This window comes from Streptomyces sp. NPDC052079 (assembly GCF_040680275.1).
Taxonomy (GTDB): domain Bacteria; phylum Actinomycetota; class Actinomycetes; order Streptomycetales; family Streptomycetaceae; genus Streptomyces.
The window spans coordinates 1-15,225 of the sequence record NZ_JBFAWL010000030.1; the positions used below are offsets into that span (position 1 = coordinate 1).

The window sequence follows — 15,225 nt, forward strand, 5'->3', positions numbered from 1 at the left end:
GAGCTCCCCGGACTGCGCCCCCGCGGGCCGGGCGGGCGCCACGTGCGCGTGCGGGTGGGGCAGGGCGGGATACACTGGGGCAGCCCGCCTCTCACGTCGTCGTCGGCGTCAGGCGCGCAGTTCCTGCGCCACCAGTTCCGCGATCTGTACGGCGTTCAGCGCCGCGCCCTTGCGGAGGTTGTCGTTGGAGACGAACAGCGCCAGGCCGTTGTCCACCGTCTCGTCGGGGCGGATGCGGCCGACGTACGACGGGTCCTGGCCGGCCGCCTGGAGCGGCGTGGGGATGTCGGTGAGGACGACACCCGCGGCGTCCGCGAGCAGCTCGGTCGCGCGCTCGACGCTGATGGGGCGGGCGAAACGGGCGTTGATCTGCAGCGAGTGGCCGGAGAAGACCGGGACGCGCACACAGGTGCCGGAGACCTTGAGCCCGGGAATCTCCAGGATCTTGCGGGACTCGTTGCGCAGCTTCTGCTCCTCGTCGGTCTCGTTCAGACCGTCGTCGACGAGGTTGCCGGCGAGGGGCAGCACGTTGAAGGCGATGGGGCGCTTGTAGACGCCGGGCTCGGGGAAGTCGACCGCCGCACCGTCGTGGGTCAGCTTGTCGGCCTCGTCGACCACCTTCTGGGTCTGGCCGTGCAGCTCCGCGACGCCCGCGAGACCCGAGCCGGACACCGCCTGGTAGGTGGCGACGACCAGGGCCTCCAGACCCGCCTCCGCGTGCAGCGGGCGCAGCACCGGCATCGCGGCCATCGTGGTGCAGTTCGGGTTGGCGATGATGCCCTTGGGGCGGTTCGCGATGGCGTGCGGGTTGACCTCGGAGACGACGAGGGGAACCTCGGGGTCCTTGCGCCAGGCGGAGGAGTTGTCGATCACCACGGCGCCCTGCCCGGCGACCTTCTCGGCCAGCGCCTTCGAGGTCGCGCCGCCCGCGGAGAACAGCACGATGTCCAGGCCGGTGTAGTCGGCGGTGGACGCGTCCTCCACCGTCACGCCGTCCAGCTCGGTGCCGGCCGAACGGGCCGAGGCGAACAGGCGCAGCTCCGTGACCGGGAAGTTCCGCTCGTTGAGGATCCTGCGCATGACCGTGCCCACCTGACCGGTGGCTCCGACGATTCCGACCCTCACGGCGACTCCCTACTGCGTCCTGATACGTACCCGATGTTGCCTGGCCGAGGCTCTTCCATGATGCGGCCGACCACGGCCCGCCTGTCCAATTCTTTGCCGCGTTGCCCGCCCACTGGGACGGCAGGGCAGTGCGCGCGAGTTGCGGACCTTCGGTCGTCACCCCGCTGAGCTGCAGGAATTCAGCCCATGGGGGGTGTGGACCGCAAGGTTCCCTGCCCGGTCGGCCCTCGCCCACACGGAGATGTGATGTACGCCTCGGCGGCATCCGGAGAAGTCGCGTGAACGTTCCCGGCGGGAGCGGCGTCGTAGGAGAAACAGCGCGAGGGGGGTGGGCAGTGCTGCGCGGAAGGGCCCGGCGCGGCCGGGGGTCGTACGTCGCCGCCGACGACGACCCGCTGGACGCGGCGCAGGAACGCGGGGTGCGGGCGGTGCTCGCACTGGGCGGGGTGCCGCAGGCGGACCTGGCGGACGGGGTGCAGCAGGTCCGTCTGCGGCTGCTGGAACGTGCCGCGAGCGGCCGGGAGGCGCCGCGGGATGTCTCGGCGTGGGCGGCGGTCGTCGCCTCCAACCTCGCCATGGACTGGCACCGGGCCAAACGCCGTCAGGAGCGGCTCGGGGAGCGGCTGGCTGCGCTGCGACCGGCGGAGACGCCTTCCGGCGAGGAGACAGCCTGCTGTCCCTGGCCGTCGCCCGGGGTCTGGACGAGCTGCCCGACGCGCAGCGCCAGGTCGTGGTGCTGCGGTTCTACGCCGACCTGCCGGTGCGTTCCATAGCCGAACAGCTCGGCGTTCCGGAGGGCACGGTCAAGAGCAGGCTGCACACGGCAGTGCGCGCGCTGCGCGCCCCCGACACAGTGATCGCCGGCGAGGAGGAGATCGCGCGCGAGCGGGCCGGGATCATCGCCTCGCTCTCCGCGTCACGCTCCCTGACCTGCGGCTGAGCGGGTCCGCCGGGCACGGCGAAGGGGCGGGCGCCCGTACGGACGCCCGCCCCTCTCGTCGTGTCAGGGTCGGCCCGTTACGGGACGACCTTCCCGATCGCCACGTTGCCGACGCCCGCGACCGTGCCCCGCGCGTTCACCAGCTGCACGCGCCCGAAGAACGCCCGTCCCTCGGGAGCCGCCGCCGCGACGGTGACGTTGCCGGAGACGGTGGCGGAGTCGCCCGTGCCGAGCTTCACCGGCGCGGAGCCGTCGACGTCGACGGAGCCGAGCGAGGCGGAGAAGAACACGTCCAGGTAGTCGTAGTCCGTGGAACCGGCAGGGACCGAGTAGCCCACGACCTCGACGGTGTACTCACCGGCCGCCGGGGAGGCGATGGACACCGACTCCTCCGAGTCGCCGTCCGCGGACTGCGCGACCTCGTGGCCGTCCTTGTCGTAGACCGTCAGGTCCAGGTCGGCGGAGGTGTCCGTGACGTTGCCGATGGCCACGTCGAGCGACGCGGCACCCTCGGGCACCTCGACCTTCGTCGTGTGCGTCTCACCCGTCCGGATCGCCGGGCGGTCGGTCTTGGACGAGCCGAGCGGCCCGCCGACCAGCTTGCCCTCGAGCGCGGCGAGCTCGTTCGTCACCTTCCACGAGACGGCGGCCGGCGTGCCGACCTTCGCCTCGGGCACGGTCACGGTCTCCGGGTCGAAGGCCGCGCCGAGCACCGCGACGTCCAGCTTGTACGGGTTGTCGAGCAGCGGCGACGTGCGGCGCGACTCGACCTCGATCTCCCAGACGCCCGGCTGCGGGTCCGCGTACGAACGCACGTCGGGGCGGCAGGTGTTGGCCGGGTTGGCGTAGTTCGGGTAGCAGTTGACCGTCGAGGTCGGGTCGGCCGGGACGCCGTACGGGTGAATGGCGATGAACCGGGTCTGGCTCTTGTCCTTCAGCCCGCTCATCGCGATCTCCAGCGTCCTCGCGCCCTCGGGCACGGTGACGAAGTAGGAGGTCGTGCCGTTGCGCTGGGCCGTGCCCGAGGCGGAGAACGTGTGGTCCAGCGGCGCGGAGACGACCACGGTGCTGAGGATCTGCCGGTCGACACCCTCGGTGCGCGGGTCGTCGACCTCCAGGATCGCGCTCTTGATGCCGGCCGAGCCCGGCGCGGCCTGCACCTTGACGGTCACCGGCTTGTTCAGCGGCAGCGCGATGTCGTCGCCGCCGAGGATCCGGAAGGTGCGGCCCTCGTTGTTCTCGATGTCGAGCTCGTGGCGGATCGCGCGGTCGGGGCCGGACGTACGGGTGATCGTGATGTCGTACGTCTTCTTCTGGCCCGCCTTCAGGCCGCCTTCGCGGTCGTAGAGGCCGGTGCCGAAGCCCGGGGTCTTCAGGAACTGGTCGATCGCGGTGTCGACCGGCGCCTTCACCGTGTACTGGTGCGCGGTGGCGCCGTCGCGGATGGCGTCCCAGGCGTCCTCGATGTCGATGAGGCCGGCGCCCTCCTCGTAGGCCTGCACACCGGGGATGTGCTCGGCGGTGGAGGTGAGGGCGGTGCGCAGCTTCGCCGGGGTGAGGTCGATGCGCTTCTGCTTCGCGGCGGAGAGCAGCAGCGCGGAGGCTCCGGCGGCCTGCGGGGAGGCCATCGAGGTGCCCTGGAGCATGCCGTAACCGGCCGGGAGGCCGTAGCCCGCCTCGGCGACCGGGGCGCCCGGCGACCAGGTCTGGATGGTGTTGATGGCGGCGCCGGGCGCGGCCAGCGTCGGCGTGAAGCCGCCGTCCTCACGCGGGCCGCGCGAGGAGAAGGGCATCATGTCGTACTTCTTCTCCACCACGGAGCCGTAGTTGGCGGCCCAGGTCTCGCGGGAGACGGACGCGCCGACGGAGATGACCTTCTCGGCGAGGCTGGGGTCGCCGATGGTGTTGGCGCCGGGGCCGGAGTTGCCCGCGGAGATCACCAGCTGCACGCCGTAGGTGTCGATCAGGCGGGTGTAGAGCTCGGCGCGGGCGTTGTTGCCGTCGTTGAGCGCCGGCAGGCCGCCGATGGACATGTTGACGATGTCGACGCCGCGCTGGGTGACGAGGTCGATCATGCCCTCGGTGAGCGCGACGTTGGTGCAGCCACCGGACCAGGTGCAGGCACGGGACGAGACGAGCTTCGCGCCGGGGGCGGCGCCGTTCATCTTCCCGCCGAACAGGCCGTGGGCGGCGGTGATGCCGGCGACGTGCGAGCCGTGCGAGCCCTCGATGACACCGATGTTGACGAAGTCGGCCGTCTTGTCGACCCAGTCGCCGCCGTAGGGGTCCATCGGGACGTCCTTGCGGATCTCCACGACGAACGGCTGGCGCTCGGCGACCTCGGTCTTCGGGTCGTCGGTGCCGAAGTACCCGATCTGGAAGCCGTCCTTGTACGGCTTCATCGGGGTGTCGTCGCCGAAGTCCTGATTGTTGTTCAGGTCGACGCGGACCGTGCCGGCGGCGGCGTCGTAGAGCACGCCCCAGGAGTCGGTGGTGTCGCCGTCGCGGTTGGCGTCACCGGCCGCGTCACCGCCTGTGGTGTACGACTCGAGGAAGGTGCTGACCCGGTAGGAGCCCTCCGGTGCCGTCCAGGTTTTGCCGCCGTAGGTGAAGGTCGGCCCGGAGACGGAGGAGACCATCGGACGCCAGGTCCGGTCGTTGTCGACGATCGGGTCGGTCGCCGTCACCCAGTCGACGATCTTGCGTTCGCCCGTGGTGGTCTTCTGCAGCGCCGGGTGGCCGAGGTCGACGCCCGAGTCGAGGATGCCGATGGTGACGCCGCGGCCGTCCGCCTTCGGGTTGTCCTCGACGAACTCGACGGCGCCGGTCTCGAAGGACGGGTTGTACGGGTTCTTCGCGGGGGTCCGCCGGTCGGGGCCGCTGTAAGTCTGGCCCTGGTCGCCGCGGTTCTTGCCCGCGCGCTCGGTGGTGTCCGCGGCGGGCGTCGGGTCGTCCAGCGGGATCTCGTCGCGCAGGTCGACACCGTGCACGGAGGAGAGCTTGGTGGCGGCGGCGATCGCCGCGTCGGCCTTGCCGGTGGGGACGGTGGCGCGGACGTAGCCGAGCTTGTCGTCGGTCCGGCCGACCGAGCCGCCCTTGACCGCGTCCAGCTGCTCGGCGACCTGCTCGGTCTTGCCGGGAGCGGTGGCGATCATCATCGTGACGTGCTTGGCGCCGTCGGCCTTGGCCTCGGCGAGCAGGTCCGCGTCGTCCGCACCGAGCTTGCGGTCGGCGGACTTGACGTCGGCGTCGGCCGGCGCGGCGGGCGGTGTGTCGGCGGCGAGGGCCGCCGGGACCGGCCCGGCCGCGGCGAGCGCGGCGACGAGGCCGGCGGCCACGGCTATGCGGGCCGCGCGTCTGGTACCCGATATGGGTTCGCGCTGGGGCGTGTGGGTCATCGGCATCCCTTGTACGTAAAGGATCGATCGGGAGCGACCGGATCCGATCGACCCTGGCCGCGACGGTCCGGAACAAGAGCCCGGACGATCGTTGAGCCTTACGCAAGGGGCAGACGTTTGGCGAGAGTTGGCCGAAACGAAATGGATGTGTGGGGAAAACCCCCGGTGTGCTTATGGGGAGATGAGGCCCGAAGCCGACAAGTCCCCCATGCATACGCAGGGTCAGGCGTCCTTCGTGCGCGCAGACGCGGATCCGGTCGGGCGCGCTGTTGTTCAGCACCCGGAGGCAGTCACGGGCGGCGAGCCGGGCCGGGCCCCAGCAGGCGCCGCCGAACTCGGGCCGCTCACCCGGCCCGTCCCCGGTGAGCGCGGCCCACACCCGCCCACGCAATTCACGGCCTCGGCCCCGCACGGACGCGTCCTCCTCCACCGCCACCAGCAGGGCGTCCCGCGCCTGAAGGGGTGTGCCGCAGGGGCGTCGCGTCGGCGGCCAACCCGTCCGCCCAGCCCGTTGGCGTCGACCGCACCGCGAGCCTGTCGTGCCGGCGAGCAGGTCCTGGGTGCCGGTGCCCCGGACCCCCGCGTGTCTGCGTCTGTGGCGTGAACGGCCGCGGCGGGCCGGGTGGAGCAGCCCGTCGAGGGGTAGCCGCGTTCTCGGCGGACGAGCAGGTCCTGGGTGCCCCGGTGCCCCCGACCCCCGCGTGTCTGCGTGTGGCGTGAACGGCCGCGGCGGGCCGGGTGGAGCAGCCCGTCGAGGGCTAGCCGCGTGCTCGGCGGACGAGCAGGTCCTGAGTGCCGGTGCCCCGGACCCACCGCGTGTCTGCGTCTGTGGCGTGAACGGCCGCGGCGGGCCGGGTGGAGCAGCCCGTCGAGGGGTAGCCGCGTGCTCGGCGGGCGAGCAGGTCCTGAGTGCCCCGGTGCCCCCGACCCCCGCGTGTCTGCGTGTGTGGCGTGAACGGCCGCGGCGGGCCGGGTGGAGCAGCCCGTCGAGGGGTAGCCGCGTTCTCGGCGGGCGAGCAGGTCCTGGGTGCCGGTGCCCCGGACCCACCGCGTGTCTGCGTGTGTGGCGTGAACGGCCGCGGCGGGCCGGGTGGAGCAGCCCGTCGAGGGGTAGCCGCGTGCTCGGCGGACCGGTTCGGCACCGGAGGACGGGCCGTGCCGGTCCCGGGCGACGGCGCCCCGATGCCGGGCCGAGTGGGCTTCGTGGTGCGTGCGGCCGTAAGGCGGAGGAAGAAGCCGCGGGTTGACGCCCACGCCGCCGCAGGGGCCGCCCAGGCCCTCCGGGCAGCGGGGGAGTGCGCGCCGGGGGCCGCTGTCCCCGGCGGGGTTCGTACGGCACCCCTGGGGCGGCAGCCCCTAACGCGGCAGGGCCACCACGTAGGCCGGCGGGGTGCGGTCGGCCGAGGCGATCAGGGCCGTACGGACCACCGTCGCCTGTTGCTCCATCGCGTCCCGGAGCTTGCGCGGGGTGATGTGCACGACCGTGATGCCCAGGCGTTCCAGGTGTTCGCGCTTGCGGGTGTACTCCGCCCACTCGGCGTCGTCCTCGGGGCGCCGGCCCGGGCGGGGCGCACGGGTGTCCAGTTCGACCGCCACCGCCTGGTCGGGCCAGTACGCGTCCACACCGCCCAGGTGAGGGCCGCCCGGGAGGCGCAGATCGACGTTCCAGCACGGGTCCGGCAGGCCGTGGTCGCGGACCATCCGGTACAGCCGCGCCTCGGCGAGCGTCCGGCCCTCGGCCAGCAGCGAGTCCACCGCGTCCACCACGTGCGGCCGGTTCAGCAGCTTCGCGCCGGTCAGCTCCCGCACCACCGCCGCCGGCTCGCAGTGGCCGCCCCGCACCGCCTCCGTCAGCAGCCGGCGCACGGTGTCCGCGTCCTCCAGGCCCGCCACCGCATCGGCCAGTGCGCGCGGGACCGGCGCCACCGGCAGGCCCGTGACCTGCTCCGGGACAGGCAGGGAGGCGGTGCGGACGACACGGGCGCAGCCCGTCGAGCGCAGCCGGCGCAGCCGCGGGACCAGGACGTCGAAGGCCTCCAGGGACGGCAGCGGCGGAGCGGAGGAGAAGCCGTGCAAGGTCAGCGCGGCCAGCCCGCTGATCATCACCTCGCCGTAGGGGGACGCGGGCGGCGCGTCCGCGCCGGGCTGGACGGGGACGCTCGCGGTCCGCTCCCGCGCCGCGTACAGCAGCACCGCGTGCAGACGCTCCTCACTGGTCGGCGGGCCGGGGTGGAGCAGCACGACACCCGGGAGGAGCTGCTGCCAGGGTCCCCCGGGACGGCACTGCTCACCGGCCTCCGCGGCCGAGACGCCGTGGGCGCGGAGCTGTGCGTGGGTCAGCACACGCCGTCCGGTGCCGGTGGAGAGGTGGTGCAGGGGGCGGGGGGAGAGCGGGGTGTTGTGGTTCATGCCCGGCAATTTCCCTTCTCCGGACGGTCCCTGAACCCCTGTTACAGGCTCGTCGACAAATGAGGACAAGCATGCACTAAAGGACGCGTGTTCGGATACCGAAAACCCCTGGTCCGTTCGGGTCCGGGCCAGGGGTTACGGCTGCTATTGACTGAATTCCGTAACGATGACGGAACGCCCAATCATGGGCCAAAGCTACGCGCGCCCGCAGCAGGCGCGCGGTGCGCCTCAGCCGCCGGCGGCGGCCCGGTCGCGCTCCTGGCCGCGCAGCGCACGCGCCAGGTCGTCCCGGGCCTCCAGCACCAGGCGGCGCAGTGCCGGTGCCGCGTCCTCGTGGGCGGTGAGCCACGCGTCCGTCGCCTCCAGCGTCTCCGGCGAGTCCTGGAAGGAGGGGAACAGCCCCCGCACCACGTGCATGCCGATCTGGATCGACCGCTCCGTCCACACCCGCTCGATCGCCGCGAAGTACTTGTCCGTGTACGGGACGGCCAGCTCGCGCTGGGAGGGCTGGGCGAAGCCCGCGATCGTCGCCTCCACCAGCGCGTTGGACAGCGTGTCGGAATCCACGACCTGCTCCCAGCACTGCGCCTTGACCGCCGCCGACGGGCGGGCGGCCAGACAGCGCACATGGTGCCGCTTGCCGGACGCGGTGTCGTCCCGGGCCAGTTCCTCGTCCAGCCGCTTCTCGTCCGCCATCCCGTGTGCGGCCAGCGGCTCCAGGAACGCCCAGCGCAGTTCCTGGTCCACCTCCAGCCCCTCGATCGCCGCGCTGCCGTCCAGCAGCGAGGTCAGCAGCTCGAAGTCGGCCGGCGCGTCGGCCGTGTGGGCGAAGAACCGCGCCCAGGCCAGCTGGTGTTCGCTGCCCGCCTCCGCCGCGTACAGCTGGGACATGGCGCCCTCGGCGAGCCGTCGCCCGGCCTGTGCCCGCAGCTCGGGCGCGGTGTAGTGCACGACCGCCGACTCGGCCCAGGCGTGCACCATCTGCAGCACGCCGATGTCGGACTCCCGGTCGGCGAACCGCAGCACCAGGTCGATGAACTCCCGCGCCGGGAGCAGCGCGTCCCGCGTCATGTTCCACAGCGCCGACCAGCACACGGCGCGGGCGAGCGAGTCGGTCAGCGCGCCCAGGTGCTCCCGCAGCGTCGCCAGGGACGTCTCGTCGAAGCGGGTCTTGCAGTACGTCAGGTCGTCGTCGTTGACCAGAACCAGCTCGGGCGCGTCCGCGCCGGCCAGCACCGCCACGACCGTACGCGGCCCCTGGATGTCCGTCTCGGCCTGCGCGTACCGCTCGAGCGCGCCGGACCCCGTGCGCCGGTAGAGGCCCACCGCCACCCGGTGCGGGCGCAGTTCGGGATGCGACTCGGGGGCCTCCTGCACGACCGCGAGCTCGTCGACGCGTCCGTCCGCGTCGAGCAGCACCTGCGGGGTCAGCGAGTTGACGCCCGCCGTCTGCAGCCAGGCCCGGGACCAGGCGGCCATGTTCCGCCCGCTGGTCTCCTCCAGGACCGACAGCAGGTCACCGAGGCGCGTGTTGCCGTACGCGTGCCGCTTGAAGTAGCGCCGGGCGCCCTCGAGGAACGCCTCCTCGCCGACGTACGCCATCAGCTGCTTGAGCACCGAGGCGCCCTTGGCGTAGGTGATGCCGTCGAAGTTGAGCTTGGCGTCCTGGAGGTCGCGGATGTCCGCCGTGATCGGGTGCGTGGAGGGCAGCTGGTCCGCCCGGTAGGCCCACGCCTTGCGGCGGTTGGCGAAGGTGGTCCAGCCGTCGGTGAAGCGGGTCGCGCGGACCATGGAGAACGTGCCCATGAAGTCGGCGAAGGACTCCTTCAGCCACAGGTCGTCCCACCACTCCATGGTGACCAGGTCGCCGAACCACATGTGCGCCATCTCGTGCAGGATGACGTTCGCCCGGTTCTCGTACGACGCCCGCGTGACCTTGCCCCGGAAGATGAACTCCTCGCGGAAGGTGACCATCCCCGGGTTCTCCATCGCGCCCAGGTTGTACTCGGGCACGAACGCCTGGTCGTACTTCCCGAAGGGATACGGGTAGTCGAAGTGGTCGTGGTAGAAGTCCAGGCCCTGCTTGGTCACCAGGAACACGTCGTCGGCGTCGAAGTGCGGCGCGAGACCCTTGCGGCACATCGCGCCGAGCGGGATCCGTAGGCGCGTGCCGTCCTCGAACTCCCGCTCGTAGGTGTCCGTCACATAGTGGTACGGCCCCGCGACCACACAGGTGATGTACGTCGAGATCGGCTTGGTCTCGGCGAACCGCCACACCCCGTCGGTGAGTTCACCGGCGCCGTTGCTCCACACGCTCCAGCCCTCGGGCGCCCGCACCTCGAACCGGTACGGGGCCTTGAGGTCGGGCTGCTCGAAGTTGGCGAAGACGCGCCGGGAGTCGGCCGGTTCGTACTGGGTGTACAGGTACACCTCGCCGTCCTCGGGGTCGACGAAGCGGTGCAGGCCCTCACCGGTGCGGGAGTAGGCGCACTGCGCGTCGACGACGAGTTCGTTCTCGGCGGCGAGCTCCTCCAGCCGGATCCGGGTGCCGTCGAAGACCTCCCCCGGGTCGAGGTCCCGCCCGTTGAGGGAGACAGCCGTGACGCTCGGCGCGATCAGGTCCGCGAAGCTGCTCGCGCCCGGCTCGGCGCAGCGGAACCGCACGGTGGTCACGGAGCGGAAGGTGCGCGAACCCTCACCGCCGCTCTCGCCGACCGCCGACCGCAGGTCGAGGGACACGTCGTACCCGTCGACGGACAGCAGGGCCGCCCGCTCCCGGGCCTCGTCGCGGGAAAGATTCTCACCGGGCACGGTCGGACTCCTCATGCGTCGTCGACAGGGATGAACAGCACCGATCCTGCCATGCGCCCCTGACGCGGGGCAGCCGGGAATGGCCGGGGCGAGCTGCGGTGTTCCCCCTCAGAGATACCGTCAGAGATATCGTCTCCACGAGGAGTGACATGTCGGACAAGTCCCCCGCCACGCCCGTCGACTTCTGGTTCGACCCGCTGTGCCCCTGGGCCTGGATGACGTCCCGCTGGGTGCTGGAGGTGGAGAAGCTGCGCGACATCGAGGTCCGCTGGCATCTGATGAGCCTCGCGGTCCTCAACGAGGACAAGCTGGACGAGCTTCCCCCGGAGTACCGCAAGATGCTCGAGGTCAAGGCATGGGGCCCGGTGCGGGTGGTCATCGCGGCCCAGCAGGAGCACGGCCCCGAGGTGCTCGGCGACCTCTACACCGCGCTCGGCACCCGTTTCCACAACCAGGGCGAGGGTGCTGAGAAGGAGACGGTCGCCGCCGCCCTGAAGGACGTGGGCCTGCCCGACTCCCTCATGGAGCACTGGGACTCCACCCCGTACGAGCCGGAGCTGCGCGCCTCCCACAAGGAGGGCATCGACAAGGTGGGCCAGGAGGTCGGCACCCCGGTCATCGCCGTCCCCGGCCCCGACGGCGAGGAGATCGCCTTCTTCGGCCCGGTCGTCACTCCCACCCCCAAGGGCGAGGAGGCCGTCCGTCTGTGGGACGGCACCCTCGCGGTGGCCTCCGTCCCCGGCTTCTACGAGATCAAGCGCACGCGGACGAAGGGTCCGGACTTCAGCAATTTGTGACCGTCACTCCGGCACCTGCAGTTTGACGGGCGGGGAGAACGGCTTCCACTGCAGATACCGGCGCAGGTTCCGGCACTGCGCGCCGGTCTCCGCGTCCACCACGTTCTCGCAGAGCCAGAAGTCGTGCACGGCCCTGAGGCGCAGCTGCTCCTTGGCCTGCTGCTGTTCCGCCCCGGTCAGCTGGCGGTGCTGGTGTTTGCCCTTGCAGGTCGAGCAGGCCAGCTTCCGTGTCCTGGGTGTCGTCATTGCGCAACCATGACCCGGGTTGCCGCATACCGGAAGCCCCCGCGCGTTACGTCCTCGCGGGGGCTTCCTTCTTTCCGCCTGCCCGGGTGAACGGTGAGAAGACGATCACGAGGCAGCCTTGTTGCAACTGTGTTGCAACTACACGCTAGCAGCGGCAACGGTCGTCCGTGAGCCCCGAGCACGCGAAAACGGCCCCCGCGTGTTCACGCGAGGGCCGTCGGGCGGGGGCGTCAGCTCCGGGTGCGCGCCCGCTGCCAGGCGTATCCCACCGCCGCCAGCGCCAGCGTCATCCCGCCCGTCGAGTACAGCTGCACACGGGTGTCCGGCTCCCGCGCCATGAGGACGAAGACCGCGGCCATACCGGCCAGCGCCACCCACGTCAGCCAGGGGAACGCCCACATCCGCACCACCAGCTTCCCGGGCTCCTCGCGCTCGAGCCGGCGGCGCAGCCGCAGCTGGGAGACTGCGATGAAGATCCAGACGACCAGGATCACCGCCCCGATCATGTTCAGCAGCCAGGCGAAGACATCGTCCGGCCGCCAGTAGCTCAGCAGCACGCACAGGAAGCCGAAGACCGAGGAGGCCAGCACGGCGATCCGCGGCACCCCGCCCGACACCCGGCCGAGCGCCTTCGGTCCCTGACCGCGCCGCACCAGCGAGTAGCCGATGCGCGAGGCGCCGTAGACGTTCGCGTTCATCGCGGACAGCAGCGCGACCAGCACCACGACGTTCATCAGCTGACCGGCGCCGGGGATACCGAGAGTGTCCAGGGCGGCGACGTAGGGGCCGTGCTCGACGACCGCCGGGGAGTCCCACGGGACGAGGGTGACGATGACCGCCATGGAGCCGATGTAGAACAGCGCGATCCGCCACATCGCCGTACGGACCGCGCTCGCCACGCCCTTGACCGGGTTCTCCGACTCGGCCGCCGCGATCGTCACCGTCTCCAGACCGCCGTACGCGAAGACGGAGGCGAGCAGTCCGATCACCAGGCCCTCGCCGCCGTTGGGCACGAAGTCGGTCAGGTGGGAGATGCCGGGGGAGTCCGTGCCCGGCAGCACACCCACGACGGCCAGGACGCCGAGCCCCAGGAACAGGGTGATCGCGCCGACCTTCAGGGCCGCGAACCAGAACTCGAACTCGCCGAAGTTCTTCACCGCCGCGAGGTTCGTCCCGCAGAACACCACCATGAACAGCGCCACCCACGCCCACTCGGGCGTGCCCGGCAGCCAGCCGGTGACGATCTTCGCGGCGCCGATGCCCTCCAGGCCGACCGCCGTGCACAGCAGCACCCAGAACGCCCAGCCCACGGTGAATCCCGCCCAGGGGCCGATGGCCCGCTCGGCGTGCGCGGAGAAGGAACCCGAGGACGGATACGCGGCGGACATCTCGCCCAGCATCCGCATCACCAGCATCACCAGAAGGCCGGAGAGGGTGTAGGCGAGGACGATCGAGGGCCCGGCGGCGGCGATCCCCGCGCCGGAGCCGACGAACAGCCCGGCGCCGATCACCCCGCCGAGGGCGATCATCGACAGATGGCGCTGCTTCAGGCCGTGCGAGAGGGAGGCGTCGTCCGGCTTCGGGGGCGACTCGACGGTGGTGCTGGGCATGGGAGCTGTTCGTCCAATGCGGGAGATGGCCAAAACGCCGCCCAGTTTGGGTGTCTTGCCCGCGGGCACGGGAAGCCGCCCATCATGTGGACGGCAGCCAAGCGGACGGTGACACTCCGGTTACCGGGCGGCCCGACGTGCCCAACCGTACCTTTGGTGATTCCCTACAGTGGCCCCTCCCACGCCCGGTGTCGCCAATGCCACCTCACCTCCGTGACCGGCGTCACCTCGCACCCTGCATGAGGTCCGTTGTTTGTCCGGAGCCCACCAAGTCCGTGTTCGAGCCTTTGTCGAGCGCTGATGGTGATCGGCGCGGGGACGCCGGTATAGCGTCGCGGTGTCCCAACCGCCCTCATCCCGCGGAGACCTCATGAGCACCGCCACCGTCCCGTCCGCCCGCTCCGGACAGGTCCTCGCCGACCTCCTCCCGGCCTCCCGCGTCCGGGACGCCGCGCTCGTGCTCGGCGGTGCCGCACTCACCGGCCTCGCCGCCCAGATCGCGGTGCCCGTGCCCGGCTCTCCGGTGCCGGTGACCGGCCAGACCTTCGCGGCGCTCCTTGTCGGCACCACCCTCGGCGCCCGCCGCGGCTTCGCCTCCCTCGCGGTGTACGCGCTGGTGGGCATGGCCGGTGTCCCGTGGTTCGCGGAGGGCGGGTCGGGGATGTCGATGCCGTCCCTCGGCTACATCCTCGGCATGCTGCTGGCCGCCGTCGTCGTGGGCGCGCTCGCCCGCCGTGGCGCGGACCGCTCCGCCTGGCGGATGGCGGGCACCATGGTGCTCGGCTCGGCGATCATCTACGCCGTCGGCGTGCCCTACCTGGCCCTCGCCACCGGGATGTCCGCCTCCGCCGCGATCGCGGCCGGCCTCACCCCGTTCCTCATCGGTGACGCCCTGAAGGCCGCCCTGGCGATGGGCGTGCTGCCGACGGCCTGGACGTTCGTCAACAAGCGCTGACAAGGTTCACACACAGAGGCTCGCCGGCCGACCGCCGGCGAGCCTCTGTGCGTGGTGCCGTCAGCCCCGCGCGCCCTCGGTCCGTCGCCATGAGGACCACCACAGCGCCGCCGCGCCGGCCACGACCATCGAGGCGCCGGCCGCCCCCAGCACCGCCAGCTGTTCGGCGGGCCCGGTCTTCGGAAGCTCATCGGCTCCGGGGTTGACCGGCTGGTTGTCGGTGCCGAGGAGCAGCGGGGTCGCCGGTGCGTCCGGGGAGGGGTTGGTGGTGCCGAACGGCACCGGCCCCTGCTGCCAGAACGTCTTGGTGCCGTCCGCGTTCTGCACGGGCAGACAGATCTTCCCGGCCTTGCCCAGGTCGTACGTCGCGTCCACCGCGTACGACTTCGACGCGCCCGCCGAGAGATTGGCGACGGCGCAGGAGAAACCGCTGTTCGCACCCTCCGGCAGATTGTTCTCGGCAATGGGGGAGCAGCCCTTGACGTTCTTGACGGTGAGGCCGTCGAATCCGACGACGAGAAGATTGATCCTTCCGCTTTCCTTGCTTCCTCCGTTTTTCACTGTGGCGGTGATCTCCGTCTTTTTCGAACTGTTGTCGACCGAGATCTTCTCGGGCAGGAGTGTGGTCAGTTCGACACCCGTGGGCGCCTGGTCGACGGCCTTTCCCCCTTTGCTGCTCCCCGGCCCCTGATCGTCCGCTCCGGCCGTTCCGGAAAGGATCAGGACCGCCGAGAAGGATGCTATGACCAGTGATCCTGTGGTGATCGTCGTGCGGTGCGTGCGACGAGAACTCATGTTCGCCCCCCTTGCCTGCGCCTGAATTCGCAGTACTCGAAGAGGTACCACAAAATATGTCCGCACTATGCTGGGACGGCCCGAAGTGTGACTATTGAGTTTCACGCGGTGCTTCGCGGAGGGGGTGCAGCCCATTGCC

The 15,225-nt window shown here is 71.2% G+C and carries 9 protein-coding genes and 1 pseudogene; 3 read left to right on the forward strand and 7 right to left on the reverse strand.

Translation table 11 applies throughout. The features are described 5' to 3' along the window. Positions 1-108 precede the first annotated feature (108 nt). Positions 109-1,125, reverse strand: a complete 1,017-nt coding sequence (locus AB0L56_RS28765) for an aspartate-semialdehyde dehydrogenase (protein ID WP_365428325.1) — start codon at positions 1,123-1,125, stop codon at positions 109-111. A 335-nt stretch (positions 1,126-1,460) separates the two neighbouring features. Here AB0L56_RS28765 and AB0L56_RS28770 point away from each other — a divergent pair. Beyond that, positions 1,461-1,969: pseudogene (locus AB0L56_RS28770) on the forward strand (sigma-70 family RNA polymerase sigma factor); the annotation flags it as partial. Positions 1,970-2,142: 173 nt separating this feature from the next. Here AB0L56_RS28770 and AB0L56_RS28775 read toward each other — a convergent pair. The 3 genes from AB0L56_RS28775 to pepN form a co-directional block, all read right to left on the reverse strand. Further along, entirely contained in the window at positions 2,143-5,463 is a 3,321-nt protein-coding gene (locus AB0L56_RS28775) for a S8 family serine peptidase (RefSeq protein ID WP_365428328.1), read from the reverse strand. A 1,356-nt stretch (positions 5,464-6,819) separates the two neighbouring features. Continuing rightward, complete coding sequence (locus tag AB0L56_RS28780) at positions 6,820-7,872, reverse strand: hypothetical protein (protein WP_365428331.1); 1,053 nt, start codon at positions 7,870-7,872, stop codon at positions 6,820-6,822. Between the two features lie 228 nt (positions 7,873-8,100). After that, positions 8,101-10,683 (reverse strand): aminopeptidase N, encoded by a 2,583-nt coding sequence (gene pepN / locus AB0L56_RS28785; protein ID WP_365428334.1) that lies wholly within the window; start codon positions 10,681-10,683, stop codon positions 8,101-8,103. 149 nt (positions 10,684-10,832) lie between these two features. Between pepN and AB0L56_RS28790 the strand changes: the two genes are divergently transcribed. After that, on the forward strand, positions 10,833-11,480 hold the full coding sequence (locus AB0L56_RS28790) for a DsbA family protein (RefSeq protein ID WP_365428336.1): 648 nt from the start codon (positions 10,833-10,835) through the stop codon (positions 11,478-11,480). Positions 11,481-11,483: 3 nt separating this feature from the next. Here AB0L56_RS28790 and AB0L56_RS28795 read toward each other — a convergent pair whose 3' ends face one another. Both AB0L56_RS28795 and AB0L56_RS28800 read right to left on the reverse strand, forming a co-directional pair. Continuing rightward, positions 11,484-11,726, reverse strand: a complete 243-nt coding sequence (locus AB0L56_RS28795; RefSeq protein WP_365428339.1) for a hypothetical protein — start codon at positions 11,724-11,726, stop codon at positions 11,484-11,486. 230 nt (positions 11,727-11,956) lie between these two features. Next, a complete protein-coding gene (locus AB0L56_RS28800) occupies positions 11,957-13,336 on the reverse strand; it encodes an amino acid permease (RefSeq protein WP_361023257.1) in 1,380 nt (459 codons plus the stop codon). A 370-nt stretch (positions 13,337-13,706) separates the two neighbouring features. Between AB0L56_RS28800 and AB0L56_RS28805 the strand changes: the two genes are divergently transcribed. Then, complete coding sequence (locus AB0L56_RS28805; protein WP_361023254.1) at positions 13,707-14,291, forward strand: biotin transporter BioY; 585 nt, start codon at positions 13,707-13,709, stop codon at positions 14,289-14,291. 60 nt (positions 14,292-14,351) lie between these two features. Here AB0L56_RS28805 and AB0L56_RS28810 read toward each other — a convergent pair whose 3' ends face one another. Next, on the reverse strand, positions 14,352-15,086 hold the full coding sequence (locus AB0L56_RS28810; protein WP_361023251.1) for an LPXTG cell wall anchor domain-containing protein: 735 nt from the start codon (positions 15,084-15,086) through the stop codon (positions 14,352-14,354). Between the last annotated feature and the right edge of the window lie 139 nt (positions 15,087-15,225).

What these genes read in the sequence shown, in the direction of transcription:
- AB0L56_RS28775 (WP_365428328.1), bottom strand. Translation starts at nt 5,463, where the DNA reads ATGACCCACACGCCCCAGCGCGAACCCATATCGGGTACCAGACGCGCG.
- AB0L56_RS28780 (WP_365428331.1), bottom strand. Translation starts at nt 7,872, where the DNA reads ATGAACCACAACACCCCGCTCTCCCCCCGCCCCCTGCACCACCTCTCC.
- AB0L56_RS28790 (WP_365428336.1), top strand. Translation starts at nt 10,833, where the DNA reads ATGTCGGACAAGTCCCCCGCCACGCCCGTCGACTTCTGGTTCGACCCG.
- AB0L56_RS28795 (WP_365428339.1), bottom strand. Translation starts at nt 11,726, where the DNA reads ATGACGACACCCAGGACACGGAAGCTGGCCTGCTCGACCTGCAAGGGC.
- AB0L56_RS28800 (WP_361023257.1), bottom strand. Translation starts at nt 13,336, where the DNA reads ATGCCCAGCACCACCGTCGAGTCGCCCCCGAAGCCGGACGACGCCTCC.
- AB0L56_RS28805 (WP_361023254.1), top strand. Translation starts at nt 13,707, where the DNA reads ATGAGCACCGCCACCGTCCCGTCCGCCCGCTCCGGACAGGTCCTCGCC.
- AB0L56_RS28810 (WP_361023251.1), bottom strand. Translation starts at nt 15,086, where the DNA reads ATGAGTTCTCGTCGCACGCACCGCACGACGATCACCACAGGATCACTG.